Here is an 18,432-nt window from a genome sequence, read left to right as displayed (position 1 = left end):
GGCGGCCCGAAAGCCGCTAGATCATGACGTAATTACTGGCCACTTAATACCCTCGCCGGATCAATTCGGCTTGCGCGACGCGCCGGATACCAGCTTGCCAGCAGACTCAGTAAAAGTGCTGTAACCAGCACATAAAAAACATCCAGCCAGTGCAGTTCAGACGGCAGGAAGTCAATAAAATAGATATCACCCGACAGGAACTGGTGGCCGATAAGCTTTTCGATCCCGTTGATAATGGGGGTCAGCTGCAGGGAAACCACCACGCCAATCACCACGCCGCACAGGCTGCCAAAGAGCCCAGCCAGCAAACCGTACCAGACGAAGATGGCGCGAATAAGACCGTCTTTCGCCCCCAGCGTACGCAGCACGGCGATGTCGCCGCTCTTGTCCTTGACCGCCATCACCAGCGTCGAGACGATATTAAAGCACGCCACACCAATCACCAGCACCATCGCCAGATACATGATGGCGCGGATCATCTGGATATCACGGTACATATACCCGTAAGTGCCGATCCAGCTTTTGATATAGACATAGTTATTGGTCACGCTGCCCGCGTCGCGGACCAGCTTGTTGGCGTTAAAGACGTCGTTCACCTTAATGGCAATACCCGTCACGCTGTCGCCCATATCGAGATACTGGCGCGCATCTTCCATCGGCACCATGGCGAAGCTGTGATCGAGCTGACCGCTCAGCTGAAGAATACCGGTGACGTGCAGGCGCACGCGCTTAGGCTGCTGCAGTTTGTGGTCGGCGCTGGCGTTCGGGATCATGATTGACACCCAGTCGCCCTGCTTCACCTTCAGGGCATCGGCAACGCCTTTACCCATGATGATCTGCTGCTCGCCAGCCTTAAAGTTGGCCCACGCGCCGTTCTGCACGTAGTTTGGCAGCGCGCTGAGACGCGCTTCCTGGACGGGGTTGACCCCTTTCACCTGAATGGCGCGCAGGTTTACCCCGCTCTCCACCAGCCCGGTAAAGTTGATGTAGGGTGCGGCCGCAGCAATGCCCGGCACTTTTTCAACTTTGGTGAGCGCATCGCTCCAGTTCGTCCACGGCTGGTTAACCGGCTCGATCTCCCCGTGCGGCACCACCGCCAGAATGCGGTTATTCAGCTCGCGCTCAAAGCCGTTCATGGCGCTTAAGCCCACAATCAGCACCGCCACACCCAGCGCAATACCGATGGTCGAGATGACGGAGATCAGCGATACCATGCCGCCGCGACGACGGCCGCGGCTAAAACGTAAACCAATGAGTAACGATAACGGTGACGCCATTACTCTGCTCCCATCAGGGTCAGTTCCGCGTTCAGATGGCCGTCGCGCATCTCAAGCTGACGCCCCATGCGTTTTGCCAGCTGCAGATCGTGGGTCACGACCAAAAACGCGGTGCCCTGCGAGGCGTTCAGCTCGCCCAGAAGCTGGAAAATACTGTCCGCATTGCGGGCATCCAGGTTACCGGTAGGCTCATCCGCCAGCACCAGACGCGGGTTGTTGACCAGCGCACGGGCAATCGCCACGCGCTGGCGCTCACCGCCGGAAAGCTCAGAGGGACGATGGTTACCGCGATGGCCCAGCCCTACCGCTTTCAGCATGTCGCTGGCGCGAGCGTTAATTTCTGCCGGTTTCTTTTTGCCAATCAGCAGCGGCATCGCCACGTTTTCCAGCGCCGTGAAATCCGGCAGCAGGTGGTGGAACTGGTAGATAAAGCCCAGCTCGCGGTTGCGCAGCTCGGCCTTCGCCGCGGAGGACATTTTGCTCATCGGCTGGCCGGAGAAAATCACGTCGCCTTCGGTTGGCGTATCCAGCCCGCCCAGCAGATGCAGCAGCGTACTTTTGCCCGAGCCGGAGCTGCCGACAATCGCCATCATCTCGCCTTCACCCACGCTAAAGCTCACATTGTGCAGCACGTCGGTTTGCACAGTGCCTTCCTGATAGCGTTTGGACAGGTTGTCGCATTGCAACAGGATCTTATTCATAACGTAAAGCCTCAGCGGGTTGAGTGGCGGCGGCGCGCCAGGAAGGATAAAGCGTAGAAAGCAGCGCAATGGCCATCGCGGCCAGCGCAATACCGACCACCTGCAGCGGCTCGATAGCCACCGGCAGCGCCGCGCCGTCAAGCAGCGCGCCGATGATCGGCATTAAGTTATTCAGCTGGCTGGCAAGCAGTGCCCCCAGCACGGCGCCGAGCAGCGCGCCGATAATACCGGCACTGGCCCCCTGCACCATAAACACCGCCATGATCTGGCGCGGCGTAAGCCCCTGGGTTTGCAGAATGGCGACTTCGCCCTGCTTCTCCATCACCATCAGGCCCAGCGAGGTAATGATGTTAAATGCGGCCACAGCCACGATCAGGCTCAGCAGCAGCCCCATCATGTTTTTTTCCATCCGCACGGCCTGGAACAATTCGCCTTTGCGCTCGCGCCAGTCCTGCCATTTGGTGCCGTCCGGCAGTTTTTGCTGGCTGAGGGTATCGACCTTCAGCGGCGCGTCGAGCCACAGGCGCCAGCCGGTGATGTTCCCTGCCGGGTAGCGCATCAGGCGTGATGCGTCCTGAATGTTAACCAGCATCTGATAGCCATCGACTTCGCTGTTGGCAGCAAAGGTACCAATCACGTTGAACAGGCGCTGGCTTGGCAGGCGCCCCATCGGCGTAAACTGGCTGGCAGAAGGCACCATCACGCGCAGCTGGTCACCACGGTTGACGCCAAGCTGGCCGGCAAGCTGTTCACCCAGAATCACGTTGTATTTTCCGGCTTCCAGATCGGTCTGCTTCACGTTAACCAGATACGGCGTCAGCGGATCGTTTTGCGCCGGGTCGATACCCAGCATCACGCCGACCGCCACGCTGCGGGCGCTTTGCAGCACCACGTCGCCGGTCGTCAACGGCGCTATGCGCGTGACGCCCTGTAACTTCGCCGCGCTTTCCGGCAGCTGTTGCGGGTTAACCGAACCGTTGGATGATGAGAGAACGGCCTGCGGCATCAGCCCCAGGATGTTGTTTTGCAGCTCGCGTTCGAAGCCATTCATGACGGAAAGCACCGTCACCAGTGCCATCACGCCAAGCGTAATGCCAATAGTCGAAAGCCAGGAGACAAAGCGACCGAAGCGGTCCGCGGCGCGCCCACGCATGTAACGTAAGCCTATGAAGAGTGCGACAGGTTGATACATGAAATCCGTCTGTTTGCTGATAGCAGACCCACGAGTATATAAGCGAATCCGTTAAGCGTAAATGACTGAAACAGTAAGCTTTGGTAATCATTTTTGCGAAAAATTCAGATAAATCAGGGTGCTATTGTCTGAATACTCACCTCGCAACCTCCACCTTTTCCGAAAAACCTCCTGATACAGACTGTTACCCATTACATCCTGGTTTCGTTTTACAACAATTGCTCGTTCGTTTATGGCAATAAGGTAGTGGCGAACAATGAAGCAAAAAGCATTATGGATTAACCAGATAAAAGGGCTGTGTATCTGCCTGGTGGTTATCTATCATTCGGTTATCACGTTTTATCCGCATCTGATCGGGCTGCAACACCCGCTCTCCGGCCTTCTCGCCAAATGCTGGGTTTATTTTAACCTCTATCTCGCACCGTTTCGTATGCCGGTCTTCTTCTTTATCTCCGGCTATCTGATCCGTCGCTATATTGACGAGGTGGACTGGCGAACCAGTCTCGACAAACGGATCTGGAGCATTGTCTGGGTTCTGGCGCTGTGGGGCATCCTGCAATGGCAGGCGTTGACCCACCTGAACGCCTGGCTGGCGCCCGAGCGTGAGCTTACCACCTCGTCGAACGCGGCCTACGCCGACTCGTTCTCAGGCTTTGTGCTGGGGATGATCACCGCCAGCACCAGCCTGTGGTATCTGTATGCTCTGGTGGTCTACTTCACGCTGTGTAAACTGCTGAGCCGCTGGAAGCTGCCGGTACTGGCACTGCTGGCGCTGGCAAGTATCGCGATTAACTTCCTGCCGCTGCCGTGGTGGGGAATGAACAGCGTGGTACGCAACATGATCTACTACAGCCTTGGGGCGTGGTATGGCGCAGAGCTGATGGCGTGGATGAAAAGCGTCAACCTGCGCCGCATCGGGCTGGCAACCGGCGCTTTCGCCGCCGTCTCCGTGGTGCTGTGGTTTGCTAACGTTCCGCTGCTGCTCTCATTGCTGTCGATTGTGCTGATCATGAAGCTATTCTACAGCCTTGAGCAGCGCTATGCCGTTCACCCGAACAATCTGCTGAACGTGATTGGCTCAAACACCATTGCGATTTATACCACCCACCGTATCCTGATTGAGGCCTTTAGCCTGTTCCTGATTGGCGAGATGAATGCCGCCTCGTGGCCGGTCTGGGCAGAGCTCACCTTAGTGCTGGTCTACCCGTTTGCCAGCCTGCTGATCTGTACCCTTGCCGGGCTCGGGGTGCGTAAGATCTCTACCGCGCTGTTTGGGGACGTTTTCTTCTCTCCTCCGTCTACGCTGACCCTGTCACCTTCAACGCGTTAATGCCCTCTCCGCCCCCGTTTCGGGGGCGTTTAGCCCTGCCGTGCGGTTACGATTTGCTTATGTAAAACGATCGAGGATAATAAAGACATTGCGTATCAGTGATATGCCCCAATACTGTTGGTATATCCATAAGAGACTCTGACATAGCCATGCCTGAACACTATCGTTATTCCTTACCTGTCAAAGCGGGCGACCAGCGCCAGCTGGGTGAACTCACGGGCGCGGCGTGCGCCACGCTGGTGGCGGAAATCGCCGAGCGTCATCCAGGCCCGGTGATTCTGGTTGCCCCGGATATGCAAAACGCCCTGCGCCTGCACGATGAAATTCGCCAGTTCACCGATAGCCTGGTGTTCAGCCTGGCCGACTGGGAAACGCTGCCGTATGACAGCTTCTCTCCTCATCAGGAGATTATCTCCTCGCGCCTGTCGACGCTCTATCAACTCCCTACCATGCAGCGCGGCGTGCTGATTGTGCCGGTGAATACCCTTATGCAGCGCGTCTGTCCGCACAGCTATCTGCACGGTCACGCGCTGGTGATGAAAAAAGGCCAGCGCCTGTCCCGTGATGCCCTGCGCGCGCAGCTTGACGGTGCTGGCTATCGCCACGTCGACCAGGTGATGGAGCACGGGGAATACGCGACCCGCGGCGCGCTGCTCGATCTTTACCCGATGGGCAGCGACCAGCCATATCGTCTGGACTTTTTCGATGATGAAATCGACAGCCTGCGCGTATTCGACGCCGACACGCAGCGCACGCTGGAGGAAGTAGAGTCCATCAATTTACTCCCCGCGCATGAGTTCCCCACGGACAAAACCGCTATCGAACTGTTCCGCAGCCAGTGGCGCGATAAGTTCGAGGTGAAGCGCGACGCGGAACATATTTATCAGCAGGTCAGTAAAGGCACGCTTCCAGCCGGGATCGAATACTGGCAGCCCCTGTTCTTCAACGAGCCGCTGCCTGCCCTGTTCAGCTACTTCCCGGCGAACACGCTGATTGTTAACACCGGGGATCTCGACGCCAGCGCCAGCCGCTTTGAAAGCGAAACCCGCGCCCGTTTTGAAAACCGTGGCGTTGACCCAATGCGTCCGCTGCTGCCGCCGGAAGCGCTGTGGCTGCGTACCGACGAGCTCAACGCCGAGCTGAAGCGCTGGCCGCGCATGCAGCTGAAAACCGATTCGCTTGCCGATAAGGCCGCCAACACCAACCTCGCCTTCCGGACGCTGCCGGACCTGGCCATTCAGGCGCAGCAGAAATCCCCGCTGGATAATCTGCGCAAATTCCTGGAGTCCTTTACCGGCCCGGTGGTGTTCTCCGTTGAGAGTGAAGGCCGCCGGGAAGCTTTAGGCGAGCTGCTGGGACGCATTAAGGTGGCGCCGAAGCGCATCCTGCGTCTTAGCGAAGCGACCGGAAACGGTCGTTACCTGATGATTGGCGCCGCCGAGCACGGTTTTATTGATACGCTCAACAACCTGGCGCTGATTTGTGAAAGCGATCTGCTGGGCGAGCGCGTCGCGCGTCGCCGTCAGGACAGCCGTCGGACCATCAACCCGGACACGCTGATCCGTAACCTGGCCGAGCTGCACCCGGGCCAGCCGATTGTTCATCTGGAACATGGCGTTGGGCGCTATCAGGGAATGACCACGCTGGAAGCGGGCGGTATCAAAGGTGAATACCTGATGCTGACCTACGCTAACGACGCCAAACTGTATGTCCCGGTTTCCTCCCTCCATCTGATCAGCCGCTACGCGGGCGGTGCCGAAGACAATGCGCCGCTGCACAAGCTGGGCGGCGATGCCTGGGCGCGCGCGCGCCAGAAGGCGGCGGAAAAAGTGCGCGACGTGGCCGCCGAGCTACTCGATATCTACGCCCAGCGCGCGGCCAAACAGGGCTTCGCCTTCAAGCATGATAAAGAACAGTACCAGCTGTTCTGCGACAGCTTCCCGTTTGAAACCACGCCGGATCAGGCTCAGGCCATCAACGCCGTGCTGAGCGACATGTGCCAGCCGCTGGCCATGGACCGCTTAGTCTGCGGCGACGTCGGCTTCGGTAAAACCGAAGTGGCGATGCGCGCCGCCTTCCTTGCGGTCGAAAACAACAAGCAGGTTGCGGTGCTGGTGCCGACTACCCTGCTCGCTCAGCAACACTTCGACAACTTCCGCGACCGTTTCGCCAACTGGCCGGTACGTATCGAGATGCTCTCGCGTTTTCGCAGTACTAAAGAACAGACGCAGATTCTGGAACAGGCAAGCGAAGGCAAAATTGATATTCTGATCGGCACCCACAAGCTGCTGCAAAGCGACGTGAAGTGGAAAGATCTGGGGCTGCTGATCGTCGACGAAGAGCACCGCTTCGGGGTGCGTCATAAAGAGCGCATCAAAGCGATGCGCGCCGACGTCGATATCCTGACCCTGACCGCAACGCCAATCCCGCGAACCCTGAACATGGCGATGAGCGGCATGCGCGATCTGTCGATTATCGCCACGCCGCCAGCGCGCCGTCTGGCGGTGAAAACCTTTGTCCGCGAGTACGATAATCTGGTGGTGCGTGAGGCCATTCTGCGTGAAGTGCTTCGTGGGGGACAGGTCTACTACCTCTACAACGACGTGGAAAATATCCAGAAAGCGGCGGACAGGCTGGCGGAGCTGGTACCGGAAGCGCGCATTGCTATCGGTCACGGGCAGATGCGCGAGCGCGAGCTGGAACGGGTAATGAACGACTTCCACCACCAGCGCTTTAACGTGCTGGTGTGCACCACCATCATTGAGACCGGGATCGACATTCCAACGGCGAACACCATCATCATTGAACGCGCGGATCACTTTGGTCTGGCGCAGCTTCACCAGCTGCGCGGCCGCGTCGGGCGTTCGCACCATCAGGCGTACGCCTGGCTGCTGACGCCGCATCCGAAAGCGATGACCACCGACGCGCAAAAGCGTCTGGAAGCCATCGCCTCGCTGGAAGATCTCGGCGCAGGATTTGCGCTGGCCACGCACGATCTTGAGATCCGCGGTGCCGGCGAGCTGCTGGGTGAAGACCAGAGCGGCTCCATGGAAACCATCGGCTTCTCGCTCTATATGGAACTGCTGGAGAACGCGGTCGATGCCCTGAAGGCCGGGCGCGAGCCGTCGCTGGAAGATCTCACCAGCCAGCAGACCGAGGTCGAGCTGCGTATGCCTTCCCTGCTGCCGGACGATTTCATTCCGGACGTGAATACCCGTCTCTCATTCTACAAGCGCATCGCCAGTGCGAAGAAGGAGAACGAGCTGGAAGAGATCAAGGTTGAGCTGATCGATCGCTTTGGTCTGCTGCCCGATGCGGCGAGAAATTTGCTGGACATCGCAAGACTGCGCCAGCAGGCGCAAAAGCTGGGGATTCGTAAGCTCGAAGGCAATGAAAAAGGCGGCGTGATTGAATTCGCCGAGAAGAATCACGTCAACCCGATGTGGCTGATTGGCCTGCTGCAAAAACAGCCGCAGCATTTCCGTCTGGATGGTCCAACCCGTCTGAAATTTACCCAGGAGCTAACGGAGCGCAAAACTCGTATGGACTGGGTGCGTAACTTCATGCGTCAACTGGAAGAGAACACGATCGCATAATCCTCCCTTCCCCCTGTTAGCCCGGCGCTACGGGGGGGACAATTTACAAACTCTTTGCACTTCACCCGATCTTCCCGACACACCCATTCGCCATAATTATGTTTAACGCCTTATAAAACAATAACCTTATCATTTACATGGATTATGGTGATGATGACCTCTTCGCGTTTTACTCGCTGGATGACCCTGTTTGCGCTGGCAGCCACCGTCGCGGTTGCGCTTCCCGCTCGGGCAAACACCTGGCCCCTTCCCCCTCCCGGCAGCAAGGTGGTGGGTGAAAACCGCTTTCATGTGGTTGAAAACAATGGTGGTTCACTGGAAGCGATTGCCAAAAAATATAACGTCGGTTTTCTGGCCCTGCTGCAGGCCAACCCCGGCGTCGATCCGTATGTCCCGCGCGCGGGCAGCGTACTGACCATCCCGTTACAAACTATCCTGCCGGACGCCCCGCGCGAGGGGATGGTAATCAATCTGGCAGAGCTACGTCTCTATTATTACCCGCCGGGTAAAAATGAAGTGACCGTCTACCCTATCGGGATTGGCCAGCTGGGCGGCGACACGATAACGCCGACGATGGTCACCACCGTCTCGGATAAACGCGCGAACCCAACCTGGACCCCGACGGCCAATATTCGTGCCCGTTATAAAGCACAGGGCATTGACCTCCCCGCCGTGGTGCCGGCAGGCCCGGATAACCCGATGGGACATCACGCGATCCGCCTGGCGGCATACGGTGGGGTCTACCTGCTGCATGGAACGAATGCGGATTTTGGCATCGGCATGCGCGTCAGCTCCGGCTGTATTCGTCTGCGCGATGACGATATCAAAACGCTGTTTAACGTCGTTACGCCGGGGACCAAAGTGAATATTATCAATACGCCAATTAAAGTTTCAGAAGAGCCCGGCGGCGTGCGGCTGGTTGAAATTCACCAGCCGTTATCGAAAAACATTGGCGACGATCCGCAGACGCTGCCCATTAACCTGAATGCCGCGATGGTGAGCTTCAAAACGAATGTGAATACCAATAGCGTGGTGATGGAGCGTGCGATGGAAGCGCGGTCAGGCATGCCGACCGATATCACCCGGCATCACGACGTCGTCCAGCAGTCGATGTAAATCAGAAATAAAAAACGCCCTGCTGTGCAGGGCGTTTTTTATTGCAGTGGCATAAATGAGGGTTTATGCCCGGCTTATTTGTAGATGACAGCCGTACCGTGCAGGGTGTTAGGACCGGTCACGGAGGTGATACGGTAAGATTTTGCACCCATCTCTTGCGCTTTTTGTGCCAGCTGATCTTCCAGGGAACTCAGGTTAGTACCGGCAGAGGCAGAGATTGTCCCGACTTTATGCTGGTCAGCAGGGGTGGATTGTACTTGTACAGCAGCAAAGCTTGCGAAAGAGAGTGAACTCAGGACAGCGGCAGCGATGAGGGTTTTTACGTTTTTCATGATCTTTACCTTTAGCAGATGAATTTGGAGGTCGTTAATCATTTAGTTAACGATCGATAGGTAAATCATAAGTGTGATCCAGGTCACGCGTCAACATAATTTTATAACGAACGTTAACTTAATTTTAAAATTGTTATTTTTCATACATATATGATTAATTTATTTTTAAGCATTCTGCACTGGTGGTGGGTTGCGTTTATTTTTATAATGGTCATTCACCAAACCAACAGAGGACCAACGGCAAATGACAACCGATGTCACGAGTTGTGCGAAGAAAAGCCGTGGCCGACCAAAAGTGTTTGACAGGGATGCAGCGCTTGATAAGGCCATGACTCTCTTCTGGCAACATGGGTATGAAGCAACCTCGCTTTCCGATCTGGTAGAAGCCACCGGAGCCAAAGCGCCGACGCTGTATGCCGAATTTACCAATAAAGAGGGGCTGTTCAGGGCGGTACTGGACAGATACATTTCGCGCTTTGCGGCGAAACACGAAGCCCAGCTGTTCTGTGAAGAGAAAAGCGTTGAACAGGCGCTTCGCGACTATTTCACCGCCGTCGCGACCTGTTTCACCAGTAAAGAGACGCCTGCGGGCTGCTTTATGATTAACACCTCTGCCACCCTTGCGGCGTCCTCTAAAGAGATTGCCAATACGGTGAAATCGCGGCACGCGATGCAGGAGGAAACGCTCAGCGCATTTCTGGCGCAGCGCCAGCAGCGCGGTGAAATCCCCGCGCAATGCAACCCTCAGCTACTGGCGCAATACCTGAGCTGTATTTTGCAGGGGATGTCGATCAGCGCCCGTGAAGGGGCCACGCTGGAAAAACTGCAGCATATTAGCGAAACCACGCTGCGGCTGTGGCCTGAGCTACTTAAAATCTGACGCAAAAAAAAGCTCCTCAGCCTGAGCGCATGAGGAGCTAAATTCAGAGAACATCTTTTTTACACTTTGTTATTCAGAACCAGCTGGCCATTTCCATCCAGCGGAATTTGCGTGCCGGGGTCTTTATCCATGCGGATTTTGCCCTGCTGATCGCCAATTTTGTACGTCACGTCATAGCCCAGCATTTTTTCCGACTTGTCATAAACGGTTTTGCAGCGTTGCTGAGTGGTGGTGTAGGTATCATTATCCTGCATCGCGCCCTGCACCTGGTTACCGGCATAGCCGCCACCCAGCGCGCCGACCACGGTCGCCACATCTTTACCCCGGCCGCCGCCAAACTGGTGACCAATCACGCCACCCGCTACCGCACCCAGAACAGAACCGGCAATGCGGTTTTCATCCTGGACAGGACGACGGTGCGTCACGGAGACGTTGCGGCACTCCTGACGAGGGGTTTTCACGGTTTCTTTAATCGGTGTAGCAGAAACCACCTGTGCATACTGCGGGCCGCGATCTAATACGTTGAGACTGGCAACGGCAGCCACACCTAACGCAGCCGCGACGCCAATCCCTATACCCGCCAACATTGATTTATTCACGGGACTTCCTCCTTTGTTGCTATTGGTAACAATTTTGCAATGGAGGCAACGCTTCGCCAATCAGATAAAGGATCAAAAAAGGGGCGTTGAGAGGAGATATATTGTATTTAGGAGAACTCTTAAGCAGTCAAACTGTGATCTACAGCATGAAATGCTAAAAACTCCCTCCGGATGGCCCGGAGGGAGTGAAAGATTAGTGCAGCTTCAGACGTGGACGGATTACGCGGTTAATTCTGCCCACCAGCATCATCAGCCCGGTTTTGAAGTAGCCGTGCAGCGCAATCTGGTGCATACGGTACAGGGAGATATACACGAAGCGGGCAATGCGCCCTTCAACCATCATTGAGCCGCGCATCAGGTTGCCCATCAGGCTGCCGACGGTAGAGAAGTTTGACAGCGACACCAGTGAACCATGGTCTTTGTAGACATAGGCTTTCATTGGCTTGCCCTTGTACTGCGCCAGAATGTTGTGCAGCACCAGGCTTGCCATCTGGTGAGCGGCCTGTGCGCGCGGCGGCACGAATCCACCTTCAGGACGTGCGCAGGAGGCACAGTCACCGATAGCAAAGATTTCAGGGTCACGCGTGGTTTGCAGCGTTGGCTCGGTTACCAGCTGGTTAATGCGGTTCGTTTCCAGACCGCCGATCTCTTTCATAAAGTCAGGCGCTTTGATACCTGCCGCCCAGACCATCAGATCCGCTTTGATATACTCGCCGTCTTTGGTGTGCAGGCCGCCTTCGTCGGCGCTGGTTACCATGGTCTGCGTCAGCACCCGCACGCCCAGTTTGGTGAGCTCATTGTGCGCCGCACCGGAAATTCGCGGAGGCAGTGCAGGCAGGATACGTTCACCGGCTTCAACCAGCGTGACGTTCAGCGCTTCGTTAGTTAACCCTTTGTAACCGTAGCTGTGCAGCTGTTTCACCGCATTGTGCAGCTCCGCAGACAGCTCAACGCCCGTCGCACCACCGCCAACAATGGCGATATTCACCTTACCGTTCGCACCCATATTGCTGGTGTACTTCAGGAACAGGTTCAGCATTTCCTGATGGAAACGACGCGCCTGGTGCGGGTTATCGAGGAAGATACAGTGCTCTTTCACGCCCGGCGTGTTGAAATCGTTGGAGGTACTGCCCAGCGCCATGACCAGCGTGTCGTACGCCAGTTTACGCTCGGGAACCAGCAGCTCCCCTTTTTCATCGCGCAGCTCTGCCAGGGTAATGGTTTTGCTTTCACGGTTGATGTCCACCACCGAGCCCAGCTGGAACTGGAAATGATGGTTGCGCGCGTGCGCCAGATAGCTGAGCGCGTCCACGCCCTCATCCAGAGAGCCGGTCGCCACTTCGTGCAGCAGCGGTTTCCACAGGTGGCTGTGGTTACGATCCACCAGCGTAATTTTGGCTTTTTTACCGCGACCCAGCTTCTTGCCCAGCTGTGTAGCCAGCTCCAGCCCGCCAGCACCACCGCCTACAATCACTATCTTTTTCAATGGCGTAGTCAACGTGACCCCCTCAAATTATTAACCAATTGTTAATTAAAAGTTATAAAAATAACCCTTAATTAACAACAGGTTACAGCACTGAAACCATTCAGGTGCATTGAGAATAACACGTCAGGCGCATTGGTCATACCAAAATTGATATGCATCAAGTTTTGATGGCTTAAAAGTAGACAATTCTGGTCAAAAAGAAAGCCCGGCACGCTTTCGCGGCCGGGCTTTGATGCCTGCGGGTAAAGGGTTAACCGAGCGTTTTAAACGCTTTGATACGCTGCAGATGCGGGGAGATGTTTTTGAACTTGTGAGTCTGCTCTTCGTCCCAGACGATCTCATAGTAATGATGCAGCAGTTCTGCTGCCCGATGGCTGTTGAGCGCTTCATCATTACGTGAAAGGATCACCAGGCAGCGGTCGCGGTTTTTCTCACGAAAATTGCTGACGCACTTGGTCGCAATATCGACATACTCTTCCGGGCGGTCAATTTTGCCTTCCATGTTCTCGTTCGGGAACAGGTTAGGATTGAACACCACCTGGCGAATGTCGCACAGGAAGCCAATGCGTTCCGCCCAGTAGCCGCCCAGCCCCACGCCGCAGATCAACGGGCGATCGTCGACGTTGAGCTGCAACATCTTATCCACCTCTTTGAGCAGATGCTGCATATCATGCTTCGGATGGCGCGTGCTGTAGCTGATCAACCGTACATCCGGATCGATAAACTGCAGCTGCAGCACCTTCTCATGATTACCAGGACTGTTTGAGTCAAAACCGTGTAAATAGATGATCATCGTCTTCTCACCACGCTACGCCTTCCGGGAGGGTTTACAGGCTGGCTTTATGTGCCTGCCAGCGCTCATTCAGGTCTTCAAGCCGGGCGTTGACCGTCTTCCAGCGCGCCGAATCCATCAGCTCCTGACGGCTAAATGAACCTTTATGATACAATTGTGTAACACGCTCTGCATTGATCGGCGACAGGTTATCCAGCACGCTAACGGCACCTTTACGATTATTGCAGACCAGGATCATATCGCAACCTGCGTCCAGCGATGCCTGACCGCGTTCAGCGTAACTGCCCATGATCGCGGCCCCTTCCATCGATAAATCGTCAGAGAAAATCACGCCGTTGAAACCGAGCTCCTGACGCAGAACGGTTTTCAGCCAGTGCGGAGAGCCGCTGGCAGGACGCGGGTCAACGTCGCTGTAAATCACATGCGCAGGCATAATGGCATCGAGCTTGTTATCAGTGATAAGCGACTGGAAAACCGACATATCTTTGGCGCGAATTTCCGCTTCAGGGCGCGGATCGCGCGGGGTCTCTTTGTGGGAATCCGCCGTCACCGCCCCGTGCCCCGGGAAATGTTTACCGGTGGTTTTCATCCCGGCATCGTGCATGCCGTCGATAAACCGGGTCGCCACCGCCAGCGCAATACGCGGATTGTCATGGTATGAACGCTCGCCAATGGCAGCGCTGATATGCCCCACGTCCAGCACCGGGGCAAAGCTGATGTCGATATCCATGGCAATCATTTCGCTGGCCATCAGCCAACCGGCCTCCTGCGCCAGTTTTCCACCCTCTTCCGTGCCGAGCAGCGCGGCAAAAGACTGGGCGGCGGGCAGGCGGGTAAACCCTTCGCGAAAACGCTGCACGCGTCCGCCTTCCTGATCGACGGCCACCACCAGATGATTGCGCGACGCGGCGCGGATCTGACGAACCAGCTCACGCAGCTGCGCCGGATCGTGATAGTTGCGGGTAAACAGGATCAGGCCACCCACCAGCGGATGCGCCAGAATTTCACGCTCCTCCGCATCCAGCTCAAACCCTTCTACATCCAACATGACTGGACCCACATCCACCTCTCTTATCCTTTAGTTTGTAACTGACGCCAGGCATCGTCTGCCAGCGCAATAAATTGTTTATCTCTGGACTGCCGATAGCGCATTTCAAACCAGCCAGCCATTAACATGACGACCCAGGGTCGCCAGCGCCTGACCTGACGCGTAAGCGCATCGGGGTCAATATGTGCCACCCGGGCGTAGCCTCTGATGAGCATTTGCCGCGCGGCGTCACTCTCCGTCCAGACTGCTGCCAGCTCCAGCGCCACATCGCCATCTCCGGCATACTCCCAGTCGATAAGCCTGATGCCTGCTGGCGTATGGACAATATTCCCGGCATGAACATCCATGTGCAGCGGCGCGAGCCGAATCGGCCGCGGCTCGCCCGTTTTACGCAGCCGCTTGAGATGTGCCAGCCATACTGGGGTACGCCTGTCAGGCAGGGCTTGCTGCCAGTAATGTTCAAGCAGCGGGAATAACGTAATTCGCCATCCCAGACGTGGCTGCCGGTGCAGATGATACAGCATCGCCGCAAGCGCCGGCGTGTCCGGCAGCGCGCTTTTAACGTCACCGTCCAGATACTCGACGGCCATCCAGCCCTGTCTGAAAAAACGAGGAGCAGGCACGAGATCTGACGGAAGACGTCTCAGGGCACGAAACAGGCGACGGAAATGGAAGGCAGGCGCATCGGGGTCGTGATTTTGCCGCAAGACCAGACGTTTTTCACCCTGCGCTATAATGCAACTCGCGCCGCCAAGCCCGGAGTGGGCCTGCGGCGCGATTAGGCGGTACTGAGGAAAATAGCGCGTCAGAATCTCTTCACGCGTGCTGTCATTGTTGCGTAACCGCACCTTTACCTGACCAGATAATTTCGCCTGTCTGAACCAGCATCAGCTGCATCTGCAGGGCTGGGGTATTCACGTTACCGGTGGCGTTAGAGTAAAGCACATACTGTGCGCCAACGTTACGGGCGATGCCGATCGCCTTGCTGCGTGTGCCGAGGCTGTCCTGCGGAGACAGTCCCAGCTGCTGTTTGGCTACCGCGAGCTGCTGAGCCGAGACCAGCGTAAACTTGCCGTTGTTAGCCAGAGCATTGCGCAGGGTTTCCGTCGCTTCACCCGCGTTCAGCGAACCGTTGGTACGGTTGTTCACGCTGTCGACCAGCAACACGCTGCCCGCCGTCACGCCCTGTGCCTGCAGCATTTTGCCTACCATCGGCTGCATTGCCCCGTTCCAGTCGTAATGGCGCACGCGCGGCGTGGGCTGTGACGTCTGGTCCGGATGCTCAATCGGGCCAGGCTGCGCCGGAATAGACGGTACAGACGGCACGGTTGGCTGCTGCTGCGTTGGCGGAGCCGGCTGTTCAGTACCCGGTTTAGCCTCTTCCACAGGCGCAGGCTGTTCAGTTCGGGTCACACACCCTGCCAGGAACAGAGCGAAAGCTGTCACGAGCGCATAGCGGCTCAAATTTTTAATCAAGGTTCACCCCTCAGAGATAAAGATAAAGTCTCACCTTATGCGCACCCAGATAGTTGGCGCTGCCATAAAGCGTTACCGACGACCTGGCCGGAATGGTGACGCTGCGCGGCGCCTCCAGCGGATGCATTTCAAGACCTCTTACGTCATACCAGAAAAAACGGTAGTGAACCGTCACTGGTTCGTGTCTTTCATTAAAGAGCGTAGAGGAGGCAGATGAGTTGATTTCACTGATGGCCAACGCGGGCTGTTGCGCCGTGATGCCTGCGGCAAGCACGGAGGATTCCATGACCAGCGTCTGTTCATCATTCACGGGGATCGCCGGACGCGAGCTGCACCCCACAATCATCATCGTCATTACCAGCGCTGCAATACGCCCTTTAAGCATGTCAAAGACCTTTATGTGCCAGCATCGGCCCCAGAGGACGTCCACCCAGCAGATGCATGTGAATATGATAAACTTCCTGGCCACCATGACGGTTGCAGTTCATGATCAGACGGTAACCGTCTTCTGCAATCCCTTCCTGTTCAGCGATTTTCGCGGCCACCGTCAGCATACGACCTAACGCCACTTCATGCTCGGTTTTTACGTCGTTTACAGTCGGAATCAGAATATTGGGAATGATAAGGATGTGCGTCGGGGCCTGAGGGGAAATGTCCCGGAAAGCCGTCACCAGTTCATCCTGATAGACGATATCCGACGGAATTTCGCGGCGGATAATTTTACTGAAAATCGTTTCTTCAGCCATGACCTTTTCCTTTTTTGTTTAATCTGGCGCAATGCGTCCGCTGTAAACACACTCCCGGGATCGGTGTGTGACACAATTCAAGAGTATGAGCGAGTTTCTCCTGTCCTTTCAACCTCCTCCCTCGATTTCTTTCCTGAATGTTCATCAGCTGAGTGAAGAGTGACCGCTCTCGCGTCTCAGTGGCGTTTTTTACGACACAAATAAAAAAGGCAGCCATTCGGCTGCCTTAGTCTCCCCAGGTCACAACTTAGTTGCTGCGGATGTACTCATCCATTTCGGTTTTCAGGTTATCGGATTTGGTACCGAAGATTGCCTGTACACCAGAACCTGCAACAACTACGCCCGCTGCGCCCAGTTTTTTCAGACCCGGCTGGTCTACTTTCGCGACGTCGGCAACGCTCACACGCAGACGAGTGATACACGCGTCCAGGTTAGTGATGTTCTCTTTACCACCGAACGCGGCGACCAGTGCCGGAGCCATTTCGCTGGTAGCGCCTGCTTTGCTGTCTTCTGTCGCATCTTCACGGCCTGGGGTTTTCAGGTCCAGTGCTTTAATCAGCACGCGGAAGATGGTGTAGTACGCAACTGCATAGCACGCACCCACGATTGGGAACAGCCACAGTTTGCTGCTGTTACCGGACAGAACGATGAAGTCGATCAGGCCGTGAGAGAAGGACGTACCGTCACGCATACCCAGCAGAATACAGATTGGGAACGCCAGACCCGCCAGAATCGCGTGGATAACGTACAGGATCGGCGCAACGAACATGAAGGAGAACTCGATCGGCTCGGTGATACCGGTCAGGAACGAGGTCAACGCTGCGGAGATCATGATACCGCCCACTTTTGCACGGTTCTCTGGCTTAGCAGAGTGCCAGATAGCAATCGCAGCAGCCGGCAGACCGTACATTTTGAACAGGAAGCCACCAGACAGTTTACCTGCAGTTGGGTCGCCCGCCATGTAACGTGGGATATCACCGTGGAATACCTGACCTGCTGCGTTGGTGAATTCACCAATCTGCATCTGGAATGGAACGTTCCAGATGTGGTGCAGACCAAATGGCACCAGGCAACGCTCGATGAAGCCGTAGATACCAAACGCCACAACCGGGTTCTGGTAAGCAGCCCACTGAGAGAAGGTCTGGATAGCGGAGCCGATTGGCGGCCAGATGAAGGACAGGATCACGCCAGTGAAAATCGCTGCCAGACCAGAGATGATCGGAACGAAACGCTTGCCCGCGAAGAAGCCCAGATACTCAGGCAGCTTGATGCGATAGAAGCGGTTAAACATATACGCTGCAATCGCACCGGAGATGATACCGCCCAGAACACCGGTGTCCGCCAGGTGTTTCGCGGCGATCTCTTCTGCCGGTAAATGCAGAACTAGCGGCGCAACCACAGCCATGGTTTTCACCATGATGCCGTAGGCAACCACTGCAGCCAGCGCAGAAACGCCGTCGTTATTGGTGAAGCCCAGAGCCACACCGATCGCGAAGATCAGTGGCATGTTAGCAAAGACAGAACCGCCTGCTTCGGCCATCACGTGGGACACTACGGCTGGCAGCCAGCTGAAGTTAGCAGAACCGACACCCAGCAGGATACCTGCGATAGGCAGTACGGATACTGGCAGCATCAGCGATTTACCGACCTTTTGCAGGTTAGCAAATGCATTCTTAAACATAATTGAGAGTGCTCCTGAGTATTTGTGCTTTTTTTACGCTTTCACGCATTGGCCCGGGGGGAGTACCGTGCCGTGGACAGGACATCTAAGCGCCCTTTATTTATTACACAGAGTAAAATAATTCCCTCTGAGTTTGTTTGACGGCTATCACGTTTCAGCTTAAGGCGGTCGAAAAACTT

Annotated in this window: 17 protein-coding genes; 4 read left to right on the top strand and 13 right to left on the bottom strand. The window is 56.0% G+C overall.

Annotated elements, in window-relative coordinates; translation table 11 throughout:
- Positions 1-32: 32 nt before the first annotated feature.
- The 3 genes from lolE to lolC are packed head-to-tail and all read right to left on the bottom strand — an operon-like array spanning position 33 to position 3,170.
- The gene (gene lolE, locus V1566_RS11790; protein ID WP_159513883.1) at positions 33-1,277 is read right to left on the bottom strand and encodes a lipoprotein-releasing ABC transporter permease subunit LolE; all 1,245 of its coding nucleotides are present in this window, start codon (positions 1,275-1,277) and stop codon (positions 33-35) included.
- Positions 1,277-1,978: a lipoprotein-releasing ABC transporter ATP-binding protein LolD gene (gene lolD / locus V1566_RS11785; RefSeq protein ID WP_010429765.1), complete on the bottom strand. Its 702-nt coding sequence runs from the start codon at positions 1,976-1,978 to the stop codon at positions 1,277-1,279. The genes lolE and lolD overlap by 1 nt, the downstream gene beginning before the upstream one ends.
- The gene (gene lolC / locus V1566_RS11780; protein ID WP_395303395.1) at positions 1,971-3,170 is read right to left on the bottom strand and encodes a lipoprotein-releasing ABC transporter permease subunit LolC; all 1,200 of its coding nucleotides are present in this window, start codon (positions 3,168-3,170) and stop codon (positions 1,971-1,973) included. Before lolC ends, lolD begins: the two co-directional genes overlap by 8 nt.
- 256 nt (positions 3,171-3,426) lie before the next feature.
- Between lolC and V1566_RS11775 the strand changes: the two genes are divergently transcribed.
- From V1566_RS11775 to V1566_RS11765, 3 genes are all read left to right on the top strand, one after another.
- Complete coding sequence (locus V1566_RS11775) at positions 3,427-4,500, top strand: acyltransferase family protein (protein ID WP_395303394.1); 1,074 nt, start codon at positions 3,427-3,429, stop codon at positions 4,498-4,500.
- A 149-nt stretch (positions 4,501-4,649) separates the two neighbouring features.
- Positions 4,650-8,096, top strand: coding sequence for a transcription-repair coupling factor (gene mfd, locus V1566_RS11770; protein WP_395303393.1), 3,447 nt, complete (start codon positions 4,650-4,652; stop codon positions 8,094-8,096).
- Between the two features lie 150 nt (positions 8,097-8,246).
- On the top strand, positions 8,247-9,212 hold the full coding sequence (locus tag V1566_RS11765; RefSeq protein WP_395303392.1) for a L,D-transpeptidase family protein: 966 nt from the start codon (positions 8,247-8,249) through the stop codon (positions 9,210-9,212).
- A gap of 74 nt (positions 9,213-9,286) precedes the next feature.
- Here the strand turns inward: V1566_RS11765 and bhsA are convergent, their stop codons facing one another.
- On the bottom strand, positions 9,287-9,544 hold the full coding sequence (gene bhsA, locus V1566_RS11760) for a multiple stress resistance protein BhsA (RefSeq protein WP_032639138.1): 258 nt from the start codon (positions 9,542-9,544) through the stop codon (positions 9,287-9,289).
- A gap of 244 nt (positions 9,545-9,788) precedes the next feature.
- On the opposite strand from bhsA, the gene V1566_RS11755 reads away from it, so the two are divergent.
- Positions 9,789-10,424 (top strand): TetR/AcrR family transcriptional regulator, encoded by a 636-nt coding sequence (locus V1566_RS11755; protein WP_029739866.1) that lies wholly within the window; start codon positions 9,789-9,791, stop codon positions 10,422-10,424.
- A 59-nt stretch (positions 10,425-10,483) separates the two neighbouring features.
- Here the strand turns inward: V1566_RS11755 and V1566_RS11750 are convergent, their stop codons facing one another.
- From V1566_RS11750 to ptsG, 9 genes are all read right to left on the bottom strand, one after another.
- Positions 10,484-11,023, bottom strand: coding sequence for a glycine zipper 2TM domain-containing protein (locus V1566_RS11750; protein ID WP_008500779.1), 540 nt, complete (start codon positions 11,021-11,023; stop codon positions 10,484-10,486).
- A gap of 193 nt (positions 11,024-11,216) precedes the next feature.
- Positions 11,217-12,521, bottom strand: a complete 1,305-nt coding sequence (locus V1566_RS11745) for an NAD(P)/FAD-dependent oxidoreductase (protein ID WP_023335290.1) — start codon at positions 12,519-12,521, stop codon at positions 11,217-11,219.
- Between the two features lie 238 nt (positions 12,522-12,759).
- Positions 12,760-13,302: an alpha/beta hydrolase YcfP gene (ycfP, locus tag V1566_RS11740; protein ID WP_008500781.1), complete on the bottom strand. Its 543-nt coding sequence runs from the start codon at positions 13,300-13,302 to the stop codon at positions 12,760-12,762.
- A gap of 34 nt (positions 13,303-13,336) precedes the next feature.
- A complete protein-coding gene (nagZ, locus tag V1566_RS11735) occupies positions 13,337-14,362 on the bottom strand; it encodes a beta-N-acetylhexosaminidase (RefSeq protein WP_395305980.1) in 1,026 nt (341 codons plus the stop codon).
- An 11-nt stretch (positions 14,363-14,373) separates the two neighbouring features.
- Positions 14,374-15,198, bottom strand: coding sequence for a thiamine kinase (gene thiK / locus V1566_RS11730; protein WP_395303391.1), 825 nt, complete (start codon positions 15,196-15,198; stop codon positions 14,374-14,376).
- Entirely contained in the window at positions 15,179-15,823 is a 645-nt protein-coding gene (gene lpoB, locus V1566_RS11725) for a penicillin-binding protein activator LpoB (protein WP_395305979.1), read from the bottom strand. The genes thiK and lpoB overlap by 20 nt, the downstream gene beginning before the upstream one ends.
- A 13-nt stretch (positions 15,824-15,836) precedes the next feature.
- A complete protein-coding gene (locus tag V1566_RS11720; RefSeq protein ID WP_395303390.1) occupies positions 15,837-16,211 on the bottom strand; it encodes a YcfL family protein in 375 nt (124 codons plus the stop codon).
- Position 16,212: 1 nt separating this feature from the next.
- Positions 16,213-16,572, bottom strand: coding sequence for a purine nucleoside phosphoramidase (gene hinT / locus V1566_RS11715; protein ID WP_006809243.1), 360 nt, complete (start codon positions 16,570-16,572; stop codon positions 16,213-16,215).
- A 247-nt stretch (positions 16,573-16,819) separates the two neighbouring features.
- On the bottom strand, positions 16,820-18,253 hold the full coding sequence (gene ptsG / locus V1566_RS11710; protein WP_029739869.1) for a PTS glucose transporter subunit IIBC: 1,434 nt from the start codon (positions 18,251-18,253) through the stop codon (positions 16,820-16,822).
- Positions 18,254-18,432: the final 179 nt, after the last annotated feature.

It is taken from the genome of Enterobacter sp. ECC-019, from assembly GCF_043974075.1.
GTDB classification, from domain to species: domain Bacteria; phylum Pseudomonadota; class Gammaproteobacteria; order Enterobacterales; family Enterobacteriaceae; genus Enterobacter; species Enterobacter asburiae_D.
Note: the sequence above shows the minus strand (reverse complement) of the source record. Positions and strands in the feature narration are given on the sequence as shown.

Coding starts and splice junctions, on each gene's coding strand:
- lolE (WP_159513883.1), bottom strand. CDS start 1,277: ATGGCGTCACCGTTATCGTTACTCATTGGTTTACGTTTTAGCCGCGGC.
- lolD (WP_010429765.1), bottom strand. CDS start 1,978: ATGAATAAGATCCTGTTGCAATGCGACAACCTGTCCAAACGCTATCAG.
- lolC (WP_395303395.1), bottom strand. CDS start 3,170: ATGTATCAACCTGTCGCACTCTTCATAGGCTTACGTTACATGCGTGGG.
- V1566_RS11775 (WP_395303394.1), top strand. CDS start 3,427: ATGAAGCAAAAAGCATTATGGATTAACCAGATAAAAGGGCTGTGTATC.
- mfd (WP_395303393.1), top strand. CDS start 4,650: ATGCCTGAACACTATCGTTATTCCTTACCTGTCAAAGCGGGCGACCAG.
- V1566_RS11765 (WP_395303392.1), top strand. CDS start 8,247: ATGATGACCTCTTCGCGTTTTACTCGCTGGATGACCCTGTTTGCGCTG.
- bhsA (WP_032639138.1), bottom strand. CDS start 9,544: ATGAAAAACGTAAAAACCCTCATCGCTGCCGCTGTCCTGAGTTCACTC.
- V1566_RS11755 (WP_029739866.1), top strand. CDS start 9,789: ATGACAACCGATGTCACGAGTTGTGCGAAGAAAAGCCGTGGCCGACCA.
- ycfP (WP_008500781.1), bottom strand. CDS start 13,302: ATGATCATCTATTTACACGGTTTTGACTCAAACAGTCCTGGTAATCAT.
- V1566_RS11720 (WP_395303390.1), bottom strand. CDS start 16,211: ATGCTTAAAGGGCGTATTGCAGCGCTGGTAATGACGATGATGATTGTG.
- hinT (WP_006809243.1), bottom strand. CDS start 16,572: ATGGCTGAAGAAACGATTTTCAGTAAAATTATCCGCCGCGAAATTCCG.
- ptsG (WP_029739869.1), bottom strand. CDS start 18,253: ATGTTTAAGAATGCATTTGCTAACCTGCAAAAGGTCGGTAAATCGCTG.